Origin of the sequence: Streptomyces sp. NPDC096105 (assembly GCF_044763335.1) — a bacterium.
Lineage (GTDB): Bacteria > Actinomycetota > Actinomycetes > Streptomycetales > Streptomycetaceae > Streptomyces.
On record NZ_JBIWGC010000018.1, the window covers coordinates 55,081 to 75,974 of the forward strand.

11 protein-coding genes are annotated in these 20,894 nt (G+C 74.8%); 6 read left to right on the forward strand and 5 right to left on the reverse strand.

Features of this window, described 5'->3' with window-relative positions; translation table 11 throughout:
* Positions 1 to 11 precede the first annotated feature (11 nt).
* Both ACIQ8B_RS24890 and ACIQ8B_RS24895 read right to left on the reverse strand, forming a co-directional pair.
* On the reverse strand, positions 12 to 530 hold the full coding sequence (locus tag ACIQ8B_RS24890; protein WP_403549740.1) for an RNA polymerase sigma factor: 519 nt from the start codon (positions 528 to 530) through the stop codon (positions 12 to 14).
* 62 nt (positions 531 to 592) lie between these two features.
* A complete protein-coding gene (locus ACIQ8B_RS24895; protein ID WP_403549742.1) occupies positions 593 to 1,897 on the reverse strand; it encodes a condensation domain-containing protein in 1,305 nt (434 codons plus the stop codon).
* A gap of 470 nt (positions 1,898 to 2,367) precedes the next feature.
* Here ACIQ8B_RS24895 and ACIQ8B_RS24900 point away from each other — a divergent pair, with 470 nt between their 5' ends.
* The 4 genes from ACIQ8B_RS24900 to ACIQ8B_RS24915 all read left to right on the forward strand — a co-directional run bounded on the left by ACIQ8B_RS24900 (position 2,368) and on the right by ACIQ8B_RS24915 (position 16,402).
* The gene (locus ACIQ8B_RS24900) at positions 2,368 to 11,007 is read left to right on the forward strand and encodes an amino acid adenylation domain-containing protein (protein WP_403549744.1); all 8,640 of its coding nucleotides are present in this window, start codon (positions 2,368 to 2,370) and stop codon (positions 11,005 to 11,007) included.
* Positions 11,000 to 14,887, forward strand: a complete 3,888-nt coding sequence (locus ACIQ8B_RS24905; protein ID WP_403549746.1) for a type I polyketide synthase — start codon at positions 11,000 to 11,002, stop codon at positions 14,885 to 14,887. The genes ACIQ8B_RS24900 and ACIQ8B_RS24905 overlap by 8 nt, the downstream gene beginning before the upstream one ends.
* A gap of 22 nt (positions 14,888 to 14,909) precedes the next feature.
* Complete coding sequence (ccrA, locus tag ACIQ8B_RS24910) at positions 14,910 to 16,139, forward strand: crotonyl-CoA carboxylase/reductase (RefSeq protein WP_403549747.1); 1,230 nt, start codon at positions 14,910 to 14,912, stop codon at positions 16,137 to 16,139.
* 68 nt (positions 16,140 to 16,207) lie between these two features.
* Complete coding sequence (locus ACIQ8B_RS24915) at positions 16,208 to 16,402, forward strand: antitoxin (protein WP_106410836.1); 195 nt, start codon at positions 16,208 to 16,210, stop codon at positions 16,400 to 16,402.
* Between the two features lie 48 nt (positions 16,403 to 16,450).
* Here ACIQ8B_RS24915 and ACIQ8B_RS24920 read toward each other — a convergent pair whose 3' ends face one another.
* The 3 genes from ACIQ8B_RS24920 to ACIQ8B_RS24930 all read right to left on the reverse strand — a co-directional run bounded on the left by ACIQ8B_RS24920 (position 16,451) and on the right by ACIQ8B_RS24930 (position 19,231).
* Entirely contained in the window at positions 16,451 to 17,062 is a 612-nt protein-coding gene (locus tag ACIQ8B_RS24920) for an enterobactin synthetase (RefSeq protein WP_403549749.1), read from the reverse strand.
* A gap of 436 nt (positions 17,063 to 17,498) precedes the next feature.
* Positions 17,499 to 18,983 carry a class I adenylate-forming enzyme family protein gene (locus ACIQ8B_RS24925; RefSeq protein WP_290003627.1) on the reverse strand — a complete coding sequence of 495 codons (1,485 nt, stop codon included), beginning with the start codon at positions 18,981 to 18,983 and terminating at the stop codon, positions 17,499 to 17,501.
* A complete protein-coding gene (locus ACIQ8B_RS24930; protein ID WP_290003626.1) occupies positions 18,983 to 19,231 on the reverse strand; it encodes an acyl carrier protein in 249 nt (82 codons plus the stop codon). The genes ACIQ8B_RS24925 and ACIQ8B_RS24930 overlap by 1 nt, the downstream gene beginning before the upstream one ends.
* Positions 19,232 to 19,553: 322 nt before the next feature.
* On the opposite strand from ACIQ8B_RS24930, the gene paaA reads away from it, so the two are divergent.
* Together paaA and paaB are read left to right on the forward strand one after the other, a co-directional pair.
* Positions 19,554 to 20,579 carry a 1,2-phenylacetyl-CoA epoxidase subunit PaaA gene (gene paaA, locus ACIQ8B_RS24935; RefSeq protein ID WP_403549752.1) on the forward strand — a complete coding sequence of 342 codons (1,026 nt, stop codon included), beginning with the start codon at positions 19,554 to 19,556 and terminating at the stop codon, positions 20,577 to 20,579.
* Entirely contained in the window at positions 20,576 to 20,887 is a 312-nt protein-coding gene (gene paaB / locus ACIQ8B_RS24940; RefSeq protein ID WP_106410831.1) for a 1,2-phenylacetyl-CoA epoxidase subunit PaaB, read from the forward strand. The genes paaA and paaB overlap by 4 nt, the downstream gene beginning before the upstream one ends.
* Positions 20,888 to 20,894 lie beyond the last annotated feature (7 nt).

Here is a 20,894-nt window from a genome sequence, read left to right on the forward strand (position 1 = left end):
GGGCGCCGGCGTCACGCCGCCGAGGGCTGCCACGCCTCCTGGAACCGGCGGCGGGCCCGGAACAGACGCGAGCGGACGGTGCCCACGGGCAGCGCGAGCACCTCGGCCATCTCCTCCTCGTTCAGCCCGTAGGCGCGCAGGGTGAGGACCTGCCGGTGCGCCTGGGACAGCCGCTCCAGCACGTCACTGATGTACACCGCGTCCAGGGGATTGGCCTCCTCCTGCGAGTCCACCTCGGAGCAGCAGCTCTCCGCGCCGTAGCGCCTGGCGGTGCGGATGGCCTCGCGGACCGTCACCGAGCGCACCCAGCCGTAGAACGCCGCCGGTTCGCGCAGGGAACCCAGGCCGCGGTAGACGGCGAGCAGTGCCTCCTGCGTGGCGTCGGCACCGTCGTCGTGGGTGATGGACCTGCAGATGCGGGTGACGTAGGGCGTGATGGCGGTCAGCAGGTGGTTCATCGCGTGCTCGTCGCCGGCCTGGGCCCGGGGGAGCAGCGTCAGGGGGGAGGGCAGTTCGCTGACGGTCGTCATGGCGGACAGAAGTTCCTTACACAGCCGGGCGGGCGGGGGTCGGGAGGGCGAACGGGCGGTGCTCAGCCGGTGGCGCGGGCGAGCCCCGGCTCCACCGCGTCCGTGAAACGCAGCAGCCCGGCGCGCACGTCGTCGCGGAACGCCCGCATGAAGGACGGGCTGTAACAGGCGGTGGAGTGCGGGAACTCGATGGAGAGCCGGCCCTCGAAGGAGACCACGCACGCCATGACGGGGCTGCGTCCCGCCTGCGGGAAGTAGTGCTCGCGGGCCGGAACGAGGCGTACGTCGGCCGCCCGCAGCCCGTCCGGCAGCCGCGGACCGGGGACCACGCCCATGTTCGTGGCGATCACCGTGGCCAGTTGCAGCGCGGGATTCCGGGGGATCTCCGGCGTGATGCGCATCTCGTGGAAGTGGTCGCCGCGGGCCAGGAAGTCGCCCAGCCGGGTGTGCACGGCACGGGCCAGCTCCAGCGGCTCGGAACGCGCGTCCACGTCCAGGGTCTGCAGATGGGTGGTGACCGCGGGGACCAGGTCGGAGGCGGGCACCGGCGGGGTGAGCCGCGCACGCAGGTCGACGGGGGAGAGGCAGCCGAGCGTGCGTGCCCCGTCGTCCCCGGCCAGGCGCCGCCGGGCCGCCGCCAGCAGCGTCGCGGCGATCAGGGCGTGCACGGAGACACCCGAGGCGCGCGCCGTACCGCGCAGCCGGGAGGTGAGGTCCGCGTCCAGGGTCAGCCGGCGGACCTCGATGTGCCCGTCCGGGTCGTCACCCTCATCGCCCGCGGCATCGTACGGGACCAGCTCGACCGGGTGGCGCCGTATCTCCTCCAGCCGGCCGTCGAGGTACTTCGCCGTGTCGGCCTCGTCGGCCGGAGGCAGCAGTCGGCTCACGGGCTCGGGCCAGCGCGGGAGTCCCGGAGCGGCAGTGCCGTCGGTGGTGCCTTCGGCCAGCGCCCGGTAGCGGTCCCACAGCGCGTTGTGCGCCGCGATGCTGCTGTGGCCGTCGGTGATGGTGTGGTCGATCACCAGCATGAACAGGTGGCTCCGGCCGTCCGGCGCGCTGACCAGCACGGCACGGCTCAGCGGGCCGCCGACCGGCAGCGGCCTGTTCAGCTCCGCCGCGTAGGCCTCCTCCTCGTCGCCGGTCCGGGTGATCAGCCGGGGCCGCTCGTCCGCGCCGAGAAGGCGCAACACGTGCCCGCCGCCGTCCTGTTCGATGCGGGACCGCAGTGGCGGGTTCGCCTCCGTCAGGGCGTCGAACGCGGCGGACAGCGCCGCGAGGTCCACCGGTCCACGCAGGGTGCAGGACAGCACGGCCCTGCTTCTCTGGCCCACGTAGAGCGTCTCGACCGGACACAGCGCACGGTGCATGCCGTCAGCCTTCTTTCCGTCGTTCGTTCCGGAAACCCACGGCCCCGGGACGCAGCTGCCACCGCGGCGGTCCGCGGGGAGGTCGGGGGCCTTTCGAGAGTGCACGGCCGACCGCGGCCGAATCCAGCCGAGGGCCCGGCGCGCGGTGAAGTCGCGTGATTTCCCTAGAAGTTGCGTCCCGGCGCGCACTCCCCGGCACCCCGAACTTCAGGGAAACCCCTGAACCGGCGCCCCGGGAGCCGGTTCACCTTGACCCCGCCGGTGCCGGTGCAGCACCGTGCTGTGCCGTGAAACCGGGTCAGGTGACGTGATCCCCCTGACCTCGGCGTGCGGTCCCTTCCCCGCCCCGTGGGCCGGCGGCCCGGCGCGTACCCACCCGCGCGGGCGGCACGGGGGTGGCCGCACCCGTCCGATCCGGCCGGGCCTTCGCCGTCCGGGACATCTACGGCTTGCCACGTGAGGGTTGCGCTATGTCACTCCAGGAGGACGCACGTCGACCGCTGTCCGGAGCCCAGGAGGGCCTCTGGTACGCCGGACGGCTCGCACCGGACAGTGCCGCGTACAACACCGCGGAGGCCGTGGAGATCCACGGACCCCTCGACACCGCCCTGTTCGAGACCGCGCTGCGGCGCGTCGTCGCCGAGGCCGACACCTTCGCCCTGCGTTTCGCCGACACCGACGACGGCCCCCGCTGCCACCCCGCACCGGACGCGGACGACTGGCCCCTCCACCGGGTCGACGTCAGCGGCGCCGGGGACCCCGAGGCCGCCGCGTGGGAGCACGTCCGCACCGACCTCGCGACCCCCGTCGACCTGGAGAAGGGCCCCCTCTTCGCGCACACCCTGCTGACCCTGGCGCCCGACCGCCACCTCTGGCTGCTGAGGGCACATCACCTGCTCCTGGACGGCTACAGCTACAAGCTCCTCGGGCGCCGCCTGGCCGACGCCTACAACGCCCTGGCCGAGGGGCGCGAACCGGAGCCCAGCGCCTTCGCACCGGTGAGCCGGCTCCAGGAGGAGGAGGCGGCCTACCTCGCCTCCGAACGGCACGCCCAGGACCGTGACCACTGGGCGCGGCGCCTGGCCGACCTGCCCGAGCCCGCCCGGCTCACCTCCCGCACGGCGGCCCCCACGGCGCCCTTCCTGCGCCGCACCGCCGAACTGACGCCCGCCGAGACCGAAGCGCTCGACGCCGCGGCGGCCCGCCTCGGGGTCCGGCGCACCGACCTGCTCACCGCCGCGACCGCCGCCTACCTGCACCGGATGACCGGCGCCGAAGACCTGGTGCTGGGTCTGGCCACGATGAGCCGCCTCGGCAGCGCCGCCCTGCGCACCCCGGGCACCGCCTCCGACGTCCTCCCGCTGCGCGTGGCAGCCACCCCCGGCACGCCCGTCGCGGAGCTGGTCCGAGCCGTCGCCGGTGAACTGAAGGCCCTGCGCCGCCACCAGCGCTACCGGGGCGAGTTCCTCCGCCGCGACCTGGGCCTGCTGGGCACCGGGCGCCGGCTGTACGGACCGGTGCTCAACATCGTCCCGTTCGACGAGTCCCCGGTCTTCGGCGGACACCCCACCACCTGGCACCACCTGTCCGGCGGAGCCGTCGACGACTTCCAGATCTCGGTGCGTCCCGGACCCCGCGGCGGCGGCCTGTGGCTGGCCTTCGACGCCAATCCCGCCCTGTACGAGGAGGACGAACTCGCCCTGCACCGCGAGAGGTTCCTCGCGGTGCTGCACCGGCTGGCCGCGGCCGAACCGGTGACGCCGCTGGGCGACCTGGACGTCCTGCTGCCGGGTGAACACCCCCGCGACACACCCGTCCGCACCTTCCCGGCCGAGCGGACCCTCACGGAACTGTTCGAAGCACAGGTGGCGGCCGGGCCCGGGCGCACGGCCGTCAGCCACGGGCACGAACGGCTCACGTACGCCGCGCTCAACACCGAGGCAAACCGGCTCGCCCGGCTGCTGACCGCGCACGGCGCGGGGCCTGGCCGGGTCGTGGCGCTCACCCTGGAACGCGGCCTGCGGCTGCTGCCCGCCCTGCTGGCCGTCCTCAAGACCGGCGCCGCCTACCTGCCCCTGGACCCCGGCCAGCCGGCCGAGCGGCTGCGGCTCGTCGTCGAGGACGCGGCCCCCGTGGTGCTGGTCACCGAGCAGGCCCACGCCCACCTCGCCCACGACGCCGTCCCCGTCGTGCTGCTGGACGACCCGCAGGTGACCGCGGACCTCGCCCGCCGCTCCGGCGCCGACCTGACCGACGCCGAACGGCACGGCCCGGCCGGCCCGTCCGACACCGCCTACATCATCCACACCTCCGGCTCCACCGGCCGCCCCAAGGGCGTACCCGTGCCGCACGCCAACGTCGTACGGCTCTTCGCCGCCGCGGCCGAGCACTTCGACTTCCGTGCCGACGACGTGTGGACGCTGTTCCACTCCTACGCCTTCGACTTCTCCGTGTGGGAGATCTGGGGCGCCCTGCTGCACGGCGGCCGACTCGTCGTCGTGCCCCACGCCGTCAGCCGTTCGCCGCGCGAGTTCCTGGACCTGCTGCACCGGGAGGGCGTCACCGTCCTCAACCAGACGCCGTCCGCGTTCGAGCAGCTCGTCGACGCCGACGCGGAACACGGGGGCGACGCCGGGGCGTTGCGCTACGTCGTCTTCGGCGGGGAGGCCCTGCGCCCGGCGCGGCTGCGCCCCTGGACCGAACGGCACGGCCTGGACCGCCCGGCGCTGGTGAACATGTACGGCATCACCGAGACCACCGTGCACGTCACCCACCACCGGCTCACCGCGGCCGACCTGGACGACCCGCGTCGCGCCGGCGTCATCGGCACTCCGCTCGCCGACCTCCGGGTCCACCTGCTGGACGCCGCGGGACGCCCGGTGCCGCCCGGCGCGACCGGCGAGATGTACGTCTCCGGCGCCGGTGTCGCCACCGGCTACCTGCACCGCCCCGAGCTGACCGCCGAACGCTTCCTCGACGACCCCTACGGCCCGCCCGGCACCCGCATGTACCGCTCGGGCGATCTGGCCCGGCGCCGCCCCGACGGCACCCTCGACTACCTCGGCCGCGCCGACGCCCAGATTCAGCTGCGCGGCTTCCGCGTCGAACCCGGCGAGATCGAGGCCGTCCTCGCCGCCCACCCGGGTGTCACCCGCGCCGCCGTCGTGCCCCGCCACGCCGGCAACGGCGCCCTGCACCTCGTCGCCTACACCGTCCCCTCCGGCGACGACGCGCCCGTGAGCCCCGCCGACCTGCGCGCCCACGCCGCCGCCCACCTGCCCGAGCACATGGTCCCCGCCGCCTGCGTCCCGGTGGAGACCCTGCCGCTGACCGCGAACGGCAAGCTCGACGTCCAGGCCCTGCCCGACCCCGACTTCACCGCCGCCGCGTCCGGCACCCGCCCCGCCACACCCGAACAGACCCTGGTGTGCGCCCTGTTCGAGGACGTGCTGCAGCTGCCGCGGGACTCCGTGGGGGTGGACGCCGGCTTCTTCGACCTGGGCGGCGACTCCCTGCTCGCCACCAGACTGCTGGCCCGTCTGCGGCACGGGACCGGCGCGGAGATCCCCATCACCGCCCTGTTCGAGACGCCGACCCCGGCGGCGCTCGCACGTCGGGTCGCCGTACGGGCGCACGATGCCCTGCCCCGGCCGGTCCTCGGCGACATCGCGCGCCCCCAGCGGGTGCCGCTGTCCTTCGCGCAGGAACGCATGTGGTTCCTCAACCGGCTCGACGAGGGCGCGGCGACCTACCACATCCCGCTCCTCGTCCCCGTCGGGCCGGAGCTGGACGCCGAGGCCCTCGACGCGGCCCTCGGCGACCTGGCCGACCGGCACGAGAGCCTGCGCACGGTGATCGCCGAGCACGACGGAGTGCCCTACCAGCGCATCCTGGCGCCGGGAGAGCTGCGCCCGGTGCTGCGGCGGATCGACTGCCCCGCCGCGGAGACCGCCGCCCACGTGACCGCCGCGCTGCGGCGCCGCTTCGACCTGACCGCCGAAAGCCCCCTCGCGGCCTGGCTGCTGGGCACCGGCACCGAACGGGTCCTGCTGTTCGTGCTGCACCACGCCACCGCCGACGGCTGGTCGCTCGGCCCCTTCGCCGCCGACCTGTCCGCCGCCTACGCGTCCCGCCGCCAGGGGCGGGCACCCGACTGGACCCCGCCGACGGTGCAGTACGCCGACTACGCACTGTGGCAGCGCGCCCTGCTGGCCCCCGGACCGGACGGCCCCGGCCGGCTGGAACGGCTCACCGCCCACTGGCGCACCGTGCTGGACGGCCTGCCCGAGGAGTGCACCCTGCCCGGCGACCGGCCGCGGCCCACCGCGCCGCGCGGCGGCGGCGCGCACGTCGAACTCGCCGTCGACCCCGCCCTGCACCGTGAACTGCTGCGCCTCGCCGACCGTGAGGGCGCCAGCCTGTTCATGGTGCTGCACGCCGCCGTCAGCGCCCTGCTCACCCGCTGCGGCGCCGGCGAGGACATCGCCCTCGGCACCCCCGTGGCGGGCCGCACCGAACCCGGCCTCGACCCCCTGATCGGCCTGATCACCAACACCCTGGTGCTGCGCGCCGACACCTCCGGCGACCCTGCCTTCCGGGACCTCCTCGCCCGGCTGCGCACCGCCGACCTGGCCGCCCTGGACCACCAGGACCTGCCCTTCGACCGGCTGGTGGAGGACCTCAACCCGCCCCGCACGCCCGGCCGTCACCCCCTGTTCCAGGTGATGCTCGCCCTGCAGAACAACAGGCCGGCCGTCCTCGAACTCGACGGCGCCCGCACCGAGTTGCGGCCCACCGCCACCGGCACCGCCAAGTTCGACCTCTTCGTGGACGTCCTGGAACGCCACGGCCCCGAGGGCACCCCCGACGGCCTGACGCTGCACGTCGAGTACGCCACCGACCTCTACGACGCCGTCACCGCCGAGGCGTTCGCCCGCGCGCTGCACGACGTCCTGAGCACGGTGAGCGCCGACCCCGGCACCCGCCTCGGGGACCTGCCCGCCCTCCCCGAGCGCACCCCCGCCCCGGCCGAGGCCGACCCCGCCGTCCTGGAGGACGCGGCCCTGTCCGTGCCCGGCATCCGCGACGCCCACGCCCTGCCCGGTGGTGGCGACGCCCCGTCGCGCCTGTACGTGGTGCCCGGGCGGTCCGACGCCGCGGAACGCGTCGAGGAGTTCCTGGACCGCGCGGGCCACGGCTCCGTCCGCGTCACGGCGGTCAACGCCCTGCCCCGGGCCGAGGACGGCACCGTGGACGGCGCGGCACTGCGCGCCCTGCCCGCCGTCGACGCGACCGCGGCCCGGACCTGGCGGGAGCGGCTCGCCCAGCTGCCCGGCGTCACCACGGTCGACGTGTCGGTCGAGAACGCCCCGGAGGAACTCGACCGCCGCCACACCGGACTGCCCGACCGCTCCGCCGAAGCCGCCCCCGCCGCCCGCACCGCGGAAGCCTCCGGCGTTGCGGCCGTCAGCGAAGGCCCCGCCCTCGCCGAGCCGTCCGTGCCGAGCTGGGCCGAGGCCCTGCGCCGCGCCGCCGCGCGGGACCGGGGCGACATCGTCCACGTGCACGCGGACGGCCGCGAGCACCGGCGCACCTACGCGTCCCTCATCCCCGAGGCCTCCCGCGTCCTGGCCGGACTGCGCCGGGCCGGACTGCGTCCGGGTGACCAGGTCATTCTCCAGTGCGACGTCACCGAGGACTTCCTCGCCGCGCTGTGGGGCTGCGTCCTCGGCGGTTTCGTCGCCGTCCCGCTGACCGTCCCCGCCTCCTACGACACCCCCTCCGCGGCGCTGACCAAGCTGGAGGGCATCTGGCGGATGCTCGGCCGGCCCTGGATCGTGTGCTCCGCCGGCCGCGAGGCCGGTCTGCGCGCGGTCGCCGCCCGGCAGGACTGGCCCGGGCCGCGCATCACCACCGCCGACGCCCTGCGCGAGGCGCCCGAGGACCACGACTGGCACTCCGCCGAGCCGGACGACCTCCTGCTGATGCTCATGACGTCCGGCAGCACCGGCCTGCCCAAGGCGGTGCGCCTCACCCACCGCAACGTGCTGACCCGCTCGGCCGCCACCGAGCAGATGAACGGCCTCGGCGCCGACGACGTCTCCCTCAACTGGATCCCGCTCGACCACGTCACCGGCGTGGTGATGTTCCACCTGCGCGACGTGTACCTCGGCTGCCGCCAGGTCCACGCCCCCACCTCCTGGATCCTGCAGGACCCGCTGCGCTGGATGGACCTCGCCGACCGGCACCGGGTCACCGTCACCTGGGCGCCCAACTTCGCCTTCGGGCTCCTCGCCGAACAGGCCCACCGCTTCACCGGCCGTGCCTGGGACCTGTCGCCGATGCGGCTGGTCATGAACGCCGGTGAGGTGGTCGTCGCCTCCGCCGCCCGCGCGTTCCTGCACACGCTCGAACCCTTCGGCCTGCCGCAGGACGTGATGCACCCCGGCTGGGGCATGTCCGAGACCTGCTCCGTGGTCACCGACGCCGTCCTGCCCGCCGAACCCGTGCCGGGCGAAGGGACGTTCGTCAGCTGCGGCCGGCCCTACCCGGGGTTCGCCATGCGGATCGTCGACGAACAGGGCACGGTCCTCACCGAGGGCGAGGCGGGCCGCTTCCAGGTCCGCGGCACCTCGGTGACCGGCGGCTACCACGACAACCCGGCCGCCAACGCCGAGGCGTTCACCGACGACGGCTGGTTCGACACCGGCGACCTGGCGTTCCTGCGCGACGGCGAGCTCTACATCACCGGCCGGGCCAAGGACGTCATCATCGTCAACGGGGTGAACCACTACAGTCACGAGATCGAGGCGTGCGTCGAGGAACTGCCCCACGCGGAGCGGAGTTTCACCGCCGCGGTCGCGGTGCGCACCGACCCCTCGTCACCCACCGACGAACTCGCCCTGTTCCTGCACCTCACCCCGGAGGCCACCGCCGACCCGGCCCGCGCCCTGCGCGAGATCGCCGGCAAGGTCACCCGGGAGATCGGCGTGAGCCCGTCCTTCCTCATCCCCGTGGCGCGGGACGCCGTCCCCAAGACGGAGATCGGCAAGATCCAGCGCACCAGGCTCCGCAAGAGCTTCGAGGCGGGCGACTTCGACGACGAGGTGCGCCGGACCCAGCTGCTGCTGGGCACCGCGGCCACCGTCCCCGACTGGTTCCTGCGCCCGGTGTGGCAGCGCGCGGAACGCCCCGCTGCCCGCCCCACGGCGTCCGGCCGGCACACCCTCGTCCTCGCGGGCGGCGACCCGCGGGCCGGCGCACTCGCGCAACGGCTCGCCGACGCGCTGCGCTCCGCCGGGGGCCTGTGCACGGTGGTCGGCGAAGGACCGTCGTACACCCGGATCGACGCCGCGCACTACCGCGTCCGGCCCGCCGAGGAGTCCGACTACGCCGCGCTGCTGGACCGGCTGGAGCACGACCACCGGCCCGTCGACGCCGTCCTCCACCTCGACGGACTCCGGGCAGGCCCCCCGGCGGCGCCGGACGACACGACGGGTGCGGAGCGGCTGCTCGCCTTCGCCCGGGCCCTCACCGCCCGGCCCGGCCGGCAGCGCCCCGTGGACCTGGTGCACGTGTCCGCGGGCGCCCAGGCCGTCCGCGCCGGCGACCGCCCCTCCCCGCCCCACGCCCTGGCCGGAGCACTGCTCAAGTCGCTGGCCGAGGAGTGCGGCTGGCTGCGGACCCGGCACCTCGACCTGCCACCGGACGACGGCACCGACCCGCTGGCCCTCCTGACGGCCGAGACGGCCGCCACCGCGGACGGCACGGACGTGGCGTACCGCGACGGACTGCGCTACGAACGCCGCCTCGCCCCCCTGCCCGACAGCCCGCCCCGCACCGAGCCGCCCGCGCACGACGGCTTCACCCTGCTCACCGGAGGCCTCGGCGGCGTCGGCGCCGAGATCGCCGCCCACCTGCTGCGCACCCCGGGCGCCCGGCTGCTCGTCCTCGGGCGCACCCCGGAGGACGAGGCCCACGCCCTGCCGCGGCTGCGCGAACGCGGGGAGGTCCGCTACGCCCGCGCCGACGTCACCGACGAAGCCCGGGTCCGCGCCGCGGTCGAGGCCGCCACCGAGGCGTGGGGCGTGCCCCTGACGTCGGTGCTGCACCTGGCCGGGACGCTCGTGGAGCGCCCCGTCCGCGAACTGGACGCCCCCACCTGGCGCCGGGCGCTGGAGGCGAAGGTGCGCGGCGCGTGGATCCTGCACCGGCTCACCGCCGACCACCCGGTCCACTCCTTCGTCACCTTCTCCTCGGTCAACGGCTTCTTCGGCGGCGCCATGAACGCCGCCTACGCCGCCGCCAACGCCTACCTGGACGCCCTCGCCGGGTATCGCCGCGGCCTCGGCCTGCCCGCGCAGTCGCTCGCCTGGAGCATGTGGCGCGAACGCGGCATGAGCCGCGGCTACGGTCTCACCGCGCTCACCGAGGCCCGGGGCTACCGGCTGCTCGACGTTCCCGCCGCGCTGCGCTCCTTCGACCTCGCCCGCACCCTCGACGAACCGCACCTGCTGGTCGGCGCCGACCGCACCGCCCCCTGGGTGCGCAGCCACGTCGTGGCCCCGGTGCGCCAGACCCGCCGCCTGGCCGCGCGGGTCGGCCTGCAGGACGGCACTGACCTCGGCGCCCTGTACCGCGCCGTCACCGGCAGCGCCCGCGCGGCCGGCCTGTCCGACGACGAGTGGACGCTGCGCTCGGCGGGCACGAGCGCTCGCCCGGACGAGACGGGGACGGAAGACGGCCTGCGGCGACTGGAGAGCCGGCTCGCCGAGGTGTGGTGCGACGTCCTGAGTCGCGACCGGGTGGGCCTGGACGACAACTTTTTCGACCTGGGCGGCAACTCCCTGCTCCTGGTCACCGCCCAGACCGCCGTCAATCGCGCCTTCGACAGCGAACTGTCGGTGGTCGACCTGTTCGCGCACCCCACCGTCCGGGACCTGGCCCGCCACCTGTCGGCCACCGGCGCGGGCCCGGTGCCGGACGCCGAGGCGCCCTCCCGGCCGGAGACCGGCGACGGCCTGGACCGCGCCCGGGAACAAGCCCGCCGGCAACGCGCCGCCCGCGCCCGCCGCACCGCCCGCCAGGGCAAGGACCGCGGCCATGCGTGACCGGGCCGACGGCACACCGCACACGAACGAACCGGGAGAGGACGAGGCACAGGCCGTGCACGACACCACCGCACCCCACGACGAGGACGCCCCCGCCGTAGCCGTCATCGGCATGGCGGGCCGCTTCCCCGGCGCCGACGACCTCGACGCCTTCTGGGACAACCTCGCGGCCGGCCGGGAGTCCGTACGGCCCGTCACCGACGAGGAGTTCCTCGCCGCGGGCGGCGACCCGCGCGACCTCGACGACCCGTCACTGATCCGCAAGGCGTCCGTCGTCGAGGGCATCGACCGCTTCGACTCCGGCTTCTTCGGCTACAGCCCCGCCGAAGCCGCCGTCGTCGACCCGCAGCAGCGACTGCTGCTGGAGACGGCCTACCACGCCCTGGAGGACGCCGGCTGCCTCGGCGCCGACCGGACCGGAGAGGCGTTCGGCGTGTACGCGGGAGCGGGCGACAGCCGCTACTACCCGGCCCACGTCCACCCCCGCTTCGCCGGGCAGCCCGGCTCGGTGGCCCTCGTCCACGCGGCCACGGCCAACTCCCTCGGCACCCTCGCCACCCGCATCTCCTACGAACTCGGCCTCACCGGGCCCAGCGTGTCCCTGCAGACGGCCTGCTCCACCGCGCTGGTCGCCGTGCACACCGCCTGCCAGGACCTGCTCGACCACCGCTGCGACACCGCGCTCGCCGCCGCCGTCTCCCTCAACCCCTCCGCCGCCCTGGGCTACCGCCACGTGCCCGACGGACCCTTCTCACCCGACGGGCACTGCCGGGCCTTCGCCGCGGACGCCGCCGGCACCTCCTCCGGCGACGGTGTGGGAGCCGTCGTCCTCAAGCGGCTGGAGGACGCCCTCGCCGACGGCGACCGCATCCGCGCCGTCATCCGCGGCAGCGCCGTCAACAACGACGGCCGCCGCAAGGTCGGCTTCAGCGCCCCCAGCGCCGCCGGACAGACCGAGGTCATCCTCGCCGCGCAGGCCCAGGCGGAGGTCGACGCCGGCACCATCGGCCTGATCGAGGCGCACGGCACCGCCACCAGACTCGGCGATCCGATCGAGGTGTCCGCCCTGACGGAGGCCTTCCGGCACAGCACGGACCGGACCGGATTCTGCGCGCTCGGCTCGGTCAAGACCAACATCGGCCACCTCGGAGCCGCCGCCGGCATCGCCGGACTCATCAAGGCCGTCCTGGCCCTGGAACACCGGCAGATCCCGCCGAGCCTGCACTTCGACCGGCCCAACCCGCTCATCGACTTCGACGCGAGCCCCTTCCGCGTGCCCACCGCCCTGGAGGACTGGCCCGAGGGGGAGCACCCCCGCCGGGCCGCCGTCAGCGCCTTCGGCATCGGCGGCACCAACGCCCACGTCGTCCTGGAGGAGGCACCCCCCGTCGCACCCGCCGCGCCGCGCCCGCCCGAGCAGGAGCGCCGCGTGGTGCTGCCGCTGTCGGCGCGCACCGCCGGAGCCCTGCGCGGCCAGACCGAGGCACTCGCCCGGCACCTGGAGCGCCGGCCGGAGCTGCGCCTGGACGACGTGGCCCACTCCCTGCGCACCGACCGGCCCGCGCTGCGCCACCGGCTCACCGTCTCGGCCGCCGCCCGCGCCGAGGCCCTCGACGCGCTGCGCTCCGCCGCCCCGGCCACCCCGCCGCTGTCCGGCGACCCGGTCCGGGTGGCGTTCCTGCTGCCCGGCGGCGGCACCCAGTACCCCGGCATGGGCAAGGACCTGTACCGCGACCACGCCGTCTACCGCGACACCGTCGACGAGTGCGCCCGCATCCTGCGGCCGGTCCTCGGCACCGACCTGCGCACCGCCCTCTTCGAGGATCAACGGCCCGACGACCTCTCCGCGTTCCTCGGACTCGTCGTCACCGAGTACGCCCTGGCCCGCACCCTCATGGAGTCGGGCGTGCGTCCCGACGCGCTGATCGGCCACTCGCTCGGCGAATACACGGCAGCCTGCCTGGCCGGCGTCATCGACCTGGCGGACATGCTGCCCCTGGTCACCGAACGCATCCGGCTCATCAGCTCCGCCGGCGGAGCCACGGTCGGCGTCGCCGCCCCGGCCGAGGAGATCCGGCCCCTGCTCGACGCCGACCTGTCCCTGGCCGCCGTCAACGGCCCCAGCGCCTGCACCGTCGCCGGGCACCTCGACGCCGTCACCCGCTTCGAGGCCGAACTCACCCGCCACGGCGTCCCGTTCCGCCGCCTGCGCATCCCCGTCGCGGCCCACTCCCACGTCCTGGACCCCGTCCTGCCGGCCTACGAGACCCACCTGCGCCAGGTCACCCTGCGCCCGCCGCGCATCCCGTACGTCACCAACGTCACCGGCACCTGGATCACCGACGCCCAGGCCACCTCCGTGCGGCACTGGATCGACCACACCCGCGACACCGTCCGGTTCGCCGACGGCATCACCGCCCTGTGGGACCGGCTGCGCCCCGTCCTCGTGGAGATCGGGCCCGGCGACACCCTGACCAAGCTCGCCACCGGCCGGCTCACCGGCGAGGCACCGGTCACGGTGACCACCATGCGGCACGCCAAGGCCGAGGCGTCCGACGAGTTCGTCCTCGCCGAGGCACTGGGACGGCTGTGGAGCGCGGGCGTGGACAGCGCGCTGCCCCACGTGCCGGGCGCGCCCCGGCGGGTGCCGCTGCCCCCGTACGCCTTCGAACGCCGGCGCCACTGGATCGACGCACCGGGCGCCCGGACGGACCCCGCCACGTCCGACGACGCCCCGGCCGCCGCGGACTCCGGCCTCGCCCCACGGCCCCGGCTGACGACCGAGCACGTACCGCCGCGCACCGACCGCGAACGCGAGGTCACCCGGCTCTGGGAGGAGACCCTCGGCATCGGCGGCATCGGCCTGCACGACAACTTCTTCGACCTCGGCGGCGACTCGATGCGCGCCGTGCTGCTGGCGGGCCGGCTGCGCCAGGCCGGTGTCCTCGACGTCCCCGCGGCGACCCTGCTGGCCGCACCCACCGTGGCCGGGGTCCTCGCCACGGCCGACCAGCAGACCGAGGAGGCGCCGGACAGCACCACCACCGCGCTCGGCCCGCTGCTGCCGCTGCGCACCGAGGGCACCGCCGCGCCCCTGTTCTGCGTCCACCCCGGCGCGGGCATCGCCTGGCGCTACACGGGCCTGCTGCCCCACCTCGGCGGCGACCAGCCCGTCCACGGCATCCAGGCGGCCGGCCTCGACGGCACCCGGCCGCCCGCCCCGGACGCCGCCGCCATGGTCGCCCACTACCTCGACCTGGTACGCCAGGTGCAACCCCACGGCCCCTACCGGCTGCTGGGCTGGTCCTACGGCGGATTCGTCGCCCACGCCATGGCCTGCGCCCTCCAGCGCGACGGGGAGCAGGTCGAACTCCTCGCCATGCTCGACGCCCCCCAGCCGCACGGCACCGCCCACGACCCCGAGGCGGCCGAACGCCAGGTCGCTGCCCTGCTGTCCAGGGTGGCCGGGCTCGCGGTCGACGGGGCGCCCGTGGACACCGTCCTGGACCGGATCGACGCCCGGGTCACGGCAGACCCGTCCAGCGTCCCCGTCACCCGCGCCGAGGCCGCCGCCATCGCCGCCGTCATGCGCAACAACCTGCGCATCGCGCCGCAGTTCGCCCCGGGCGTCTACCGCGGCGACGTGCTGTTCTTCAGCGCAGCCGAGGAGCAGCCCACCGCCTTCCCGGCGGACCTGGCGGTGCTGCCCGGCAAGGCCGACAGCTGGCGGCCCTACGTCGACGGAACCCTCCACGACCACCACGTGCCCTGCGGCCACTACGAGATGACCGAACCCGAACCGATCGCCCGTATCGGCGAAGCGGTCGCCAAGGCCCTGCGCGGCCTCGGCGACCGGGCCTCCACCTCCCCTTCCCCCTGAACCCGCGTTGAGGAGAACCAGCGTGCACGCGACCCAGGACCTCTACGAACTCGGTGACGCACCCGAGATCGGCACCGCCCCGAAGAAGATGTACGCCTCGCTCATCCGCCGTGAGCGCTACGGACAGCCCGTCGACGCCTTCCGCACCGAGGTGGTCGACGTCCCGCCCGTGGGGCGCGGCCAGGTCCTGGTGAAGGTGATGGCGGCCGGCATCAACTACAACAACGTCTGGGCGGCGCTGGGTTCGCCGCTCGACGTGATCGCCGCGCGGCAGAAGGCGGGCGCGACCGAGGACTTCCACATCGGCGGCTCCGACCTGTCCGGGATCGTGTGGGCGGTCGGCGAGGACGTGCGCGGGGTGAAGCTCGGGGACGAGGTGGTCGTCCTCGCCAACCGCTGGGACGAGAAGGCCGAGGACATCCGCCTCGGCGGCGACCCCACCTGGTCCACCAGCCAGCGGGTGTGGGGCTACGAGGAGAACTACGGCTCCTTCGCCCAGTTCGCGGTGGTCGACGACTACATGTGCCACCCCAAGCCCGCCCGGCTGTCGTGGGCGGAGGCCGCCTGCTACATGGCGACCGCCGCCACCGCCTACCGCCAGTTGTTCGGCTGGCCGCCGCACACGGTGCGCCCGGGGGACCCGGTGCTGATCTGGGGCGGCGCCGGCGGGCTCGGCTGCATCGCCATCCAGCTGGTCCGGCACGTCGGCGGCATCCCCGTCGCGGTCGTCTCCAGCGAGGAACGCGGCGAGTTCTGCCTCAAGCTGGGCGCCGAGGGCTATGTCGACCGGCGGAAGTTCGACCACTGGGGACGGCTGCCGGACACCTCCGACGACGAGGCCATGGGCCGCTGGCTGTCCGGGGCCCGGGCCTTCGGGCGGGCCTTCTGGGAGGTGCTGGGAGAGCGCCGCAGCCCGCGCATCGTGCTGGAGCACTCCGGTGCCGACACCATCCCCACGTCCCTGTACCTGTGCGACAACGGCGGCATGGTCGTCCTGTGCGGCGGCACCACCGGCTACAACGGCGACGTCGACCTGCGGTTCCTGTGGATGCGGCAGAAGCGCCTGCAGGGCTCGCACGTCGCCACGGCCCGCGAGGCGCGTGAGGTGACGCGGCTGATCGACCAGGGAATCATCGACCCCTGCCTGTCCCGGACCTTCGATTTCGACGAGATCGGCCTCGCGCACCAGCTGATCCACGACAACCGTCACCCGGCGGGCAACATGGCCGCCAGGGTCGGCGACCGCGGGTGATTCACCCCCGGCCACGGGGGTACCTGCGGCGGGGTACGACGCACACGCACGTTCCCGGAGGTACCCCCGTGGGCAAGCTGGGCGACATGATGAACAAGGCCAAGCAGATGGCCAAGGGTCACCCCGACCAGGCCGACAAGGGCGTCTCGGGCGCCGAGCGCATGGTCGACGAGCGGACCGGCGACAAGTACGACGCCAAGACCGACAAGGCGGCCGACGCGGCACGACGTTCCTACCGGGACGGCGGCACGCCCGAGCGCTGAACCGACCCGCCGTCCGTCCCCCATGCGCCGGGGACGGGCGGCGTCCGTTCAGCCGCGAGTGCCGGCCCGGCCGGTGACGTAGCTGAACGCTCCCGCGCCGACGCGCACGACCCCCACCCGCACGGCGTGGGCGGGATCGGCGCGCAGGCACACACGCAGACCGTCCCCGCAGGGCGAGACCCGCAACTTCCGCAGACTCCCCTCCGGACCCTCCCGGCCCTCACCCGTCATCACGGTGAGGGCCTTCCACGCCGCCTCCTTGGCGGAGAACACCTCCGTCACCGACCAGGCCGCGTTCGCACCGAGCGGCAGCCCCGCGTCGGCGAGCAGGGACTCCTCGTCCTCGCGCAGCACCAGGCGGGCCGCTGCGCGGGGGAGGGACCGCAGCTCCAGGTCGCAGCCGACCGGCAGGTCCCGGCCGGGGGCACCGGCCACGGCGACGGCTATGCCCGTACTGTGCGAGATGGACGCGGTGCGGCCCGGCGGGAACACCGGCAGGCGCCCCGACCGGGGAATCTCCCCGCAGTCCAGCCCCACCGCACGCAGGGCCCGCCGGGCGGCCCGCCGGCCGGCCAGGAACTCCAGACGGCGCCGCTGCGGCATCGCCGCAGCCGCGGCCGCCTCGGCGGGCCCGGCCGGTTCCGCACCCGGCTCCGACACGGCAGCCACACCCAGCCCGAGCCCCGCAGCAGCCAAGAGCGGCCCGAGCGCCATCAGGCCCCCACCGACCGCAGACAGCGCCTCCCCACCACCCGGTGCTGTCCCCACGGACTCCGCACCGACCCGGACCCACGAAGCGGCCGTCCACACGACTTCCTCATCGGCCTGCGCCGGCCGCACGGCTTCCGCACCTGCCCGGGCCGCCCTCGAGGGCTTCACATCGGCCTGGCTCGCCCACGTGGGCTCTGCAGCGGCCGAGGCTGTCGGCTCGGATCCCGGATCGGCCGGGGCCGTCCACGTGGGTTCTGCACCGGTCCGGGCCGGCCGCGCGGATTCGCGTACGGCAGCGACCCGGGTCGGCCACGACGGAGACGCCGTGGCCGACCCGGGTCGCATCGGGCTCCCGGTCATCGCCGTTCGCCGCCGCACGCGCTCATCATGCCCGCAGCAGCTTCTTGACGATCTTCCCGGCGGGATTGCGCGGCACCTGCTCGATGAACTCGACCCGCCGCGGCCGCTTGTACGGCGCCAGCAGCCCCGCGACATGCGCGAGCAGCTCCGCCGTGCCCGGCTCCGCGCCCGCCTCCAGGGCGACGTACGCCAGCGGCACCTCGCCGTAGTCCTCGTCGGGCATGCCGACGACCGCCGCGTCCCGGACCGCCGGGTGTGTCATCAGGGCGCGCTCGATCTCCGAGGGGTAGACGTTCTGGCCCGCCCGGATGATCACGTCCTTGGTGCGGTCCACCACACTGATGCGGCCCTCCTCGTCCATGAAGCCGAGGTCGCCCGTCCTGATCCAGCCGTCCCGGGTGATCTCCCGCGTGGCCTCCGGGTCGTTCCAGTAGCCCTGCATGACGCCCGGCCCGCGCACCACGATCTCGCCGATCTCGCCGGGCGGCAGCTCCCGCCCGGTCTCGTCCACGGCGCGGGCGGACATGCCCGGCACGACCCGCCCGCACGGGATGCGGGCGGTGACGTCCCCGGGCGCGGGGTGCTCGTCGGGACCGAGCGTGACGAACGGGCCGCCCACCTCGGTCATGCCGTACACCTGCCGGAAGCCGCACCCGAGCCGTTCCACCGCGTCGGCGTAGACGTCGAGCGGCATCGGGGCAGCCCCGTACAGCACCTCCCGCAGGGAGGACAGGTCGGTGCGCAGGGACGCCTTCGCCTGGAGCATGAAGCGCAGCATCTGCGGCACCAGCCACATGTGGGTGGCGCGGTGCGCCTCCACCGCGGACAGCGCCCGCTGCGGGGTGAACCCGGGCATCAGCACGACCGTCGCGCCGGCCGCCAGGTAGGTCAGGGAGACGACCATGCTGCCGTGGTACAGCGGGCAGCAGTTGACCATGACGATGTCGTCCGTGGGGCGGGCCATCACCAGCCAGCCCAGCGCGATGGCGCGGAACGACGCGCTGTCGACCGTCACCCCCTTGGCCTGCCCGGTGGTCGCCGAGGTGTGCAGCACGGCGATCGGGTCCGTGTCGGCGACGTCCGGCAGCTCCCGCTCGGCGGCCAGGGTGCCCAGCGCCGCGAAGGCGGGCTTGTCGAAGGCCACCCGGATCCGCACCGAGGACGGCAGTCCGGTGTGCCGGTCCAGCAGCTCGGACTCACCGAGGACGGCCACCGCGCCGACGCGCTCGACGATCCCGGCGACCTCGGGCTCGGCCAGACTGTGGTTCAGCGGCACGAACAGCGCGCCGAGCCGGGCCAGCGCGAAGTAGCTCTCCAGGACCTCGATCCGGTCCTTGGACAGCACGGCCACCCGGTCGCCCCGCCGGATCCCCAAGTCGGCCAGTCCGCGCGCGAGTCGCAACGTACGGTCATGCAGTTCGGCCCAGGTGACGCTGCGTTCCTCGTCCACCAGCGCGGTCCGGCCGGGCCGGCACTGGCGGTTGCGTTCCAGCAGCTGCGTCAGCCACATCACACACCGCCGCTCGCGCCGGCGACCGTGCGCTCGGCCACGAAACGCTCGTAGTCGCCGATCGTGCGCAGCTCCTCCATGTCCTCGGCGGTGATCTCGACGCCGAGCCGCTGCTCGACCAGCAGGACGAGACGCACCAGGTCCCCGGAGTCGATGCCGCTGGCGGCCAGGTCGGCGTCGTCGCCGATCCGGTCGGCGTACTCGACGGTGCCGGTGAGTTCGACCAGCAACTCCCTGATGGTGCTCATGGTTTCCCCTTTCGCCCCGGCGTGCCGGCCGCCGTGGTCCACGACTGTCACCCCCTAAGAGGCGGCGACGGCCGGCCCCACTCCCCGGGCCCTCCCGTGAGCTTTGTCACGCGCCCGAACCTGACGCGGCGGGGATAGCCGGGCCCCGGCCCCGGCCTCTTACCGCAACGAAGCAACCCGCTCCGCCCGGCCCCGCGGCGGGCGGTTCCCCAGCCGAAGGAGTGATGCGCGTGCCCAGGCAGCCGGTACGGGTCCGGGCCCCGGGACGGTGCCCGCAGCTCGGCACCGCCGCGACGGTCACCGGACGCCCGGGCGGTGTCCGGTGACCGCGCCGGCCACCACCCCCGCCACCGCGGCGGCCGCCCCGGACGAGGACGCGCTGCTCGCCCACTTCGACGCGCTCATCGCCGACGGCGAGACGATCGAACCGCGCGACTGGATGCCCGACGGCTACCGCCGCATGCTGGTGCGCCAGATCGCCCAGCACGCCCACTCCGAGATCATCGGCATGCAGCCGGAAGGCGCCTGGCTCACCCGCGCCCCGTCCCTGCACCGCAAGTCGGTCCTGCTCGCCAAGGTCCAGGACGAGGCGGGCCACGGCCTGTACCTGTACTCCGCCGCCGAGACGCTCGGCGTGGACCGCGCCGACCTGCTGGACGCCCTGCACCACGGCCGCCAGCGCGCCTCGGCCACCTTCAACCACCCCGCGCTGACCTGGGCGGACACCGGCGCCATCGCCTGGCTGACGGACGGCGCCGCCGTCATCAACCAGGCACCCCTGTGCCGCACCTCCTACGGGCCCTACGCCCGGGCGATGCGCCGCGTCTGCCAGGAGGAGGCCTTCCACGTGCGGCAGGGCTACGACCTGATGCGCGCCCTGTGCGAGGGGACGCCGGAGCAGAAGGAGATGGCGCAGGACGCGGTGGACCGCTGGTGGCTGCCGGCCGTGGCGCTCATGTTCGGACCGCCCGACACCGAGGCGGGCGGCGCCGACGCGCGCACCGCCGCGCTGGGAGCGGCCGTCTCCCGCCGCGCGATGGCCTGGGGCATCAAGCGTCACACCAACGACGAGCTGCGCCAGCGTTTCGTCGACACCTGCGTCCCGCAGGCCGAGCGCCTCGGCCTGACGCTGCCCGACCCCGCGATCCGCTGGAACGAGGAGCGCGGCCACTACGACTTCACGCCCGTCGACTGGGACACCTACCGCCGCGCCCTGGGCGACGACACGCACTGGGCGCGGCAGCGCATCGCCCACCGCCTGGCCGCGCACGAGGACGGCGCCTGGGTCCGGGAGGCCGCCGTCGCGTACGCCGCGAGGACGGACGAGCCGGCCGGAGCGGCCGCATGAGCGCGGCACGGGAAGGCGCGCCGGCGTCCTGGGAGGTGTTCCTGCGGGCCCGCAGGGGCCTGGCCCATCAGCACGTGGGGTCGGTGCGCGCCGCCGGCCCGGACGCGGCCCTGGCCGCCGCCCGCGATCTGTACACACGGCGGGGCGAGCCCCTGTCGCTGTGGGTGGTCCGCTCCGACGCCGTGCACACGGCCTCCCCGGACGAACGCGACCCGTACTTCGCGGGCGCCCGCCACAAGCCGTACCGCTACCCCGAGCACTACGCGCCGCTGACCGAGAAAGGCCCCGCAGGTGAGCACCACGAGTGATGTCACG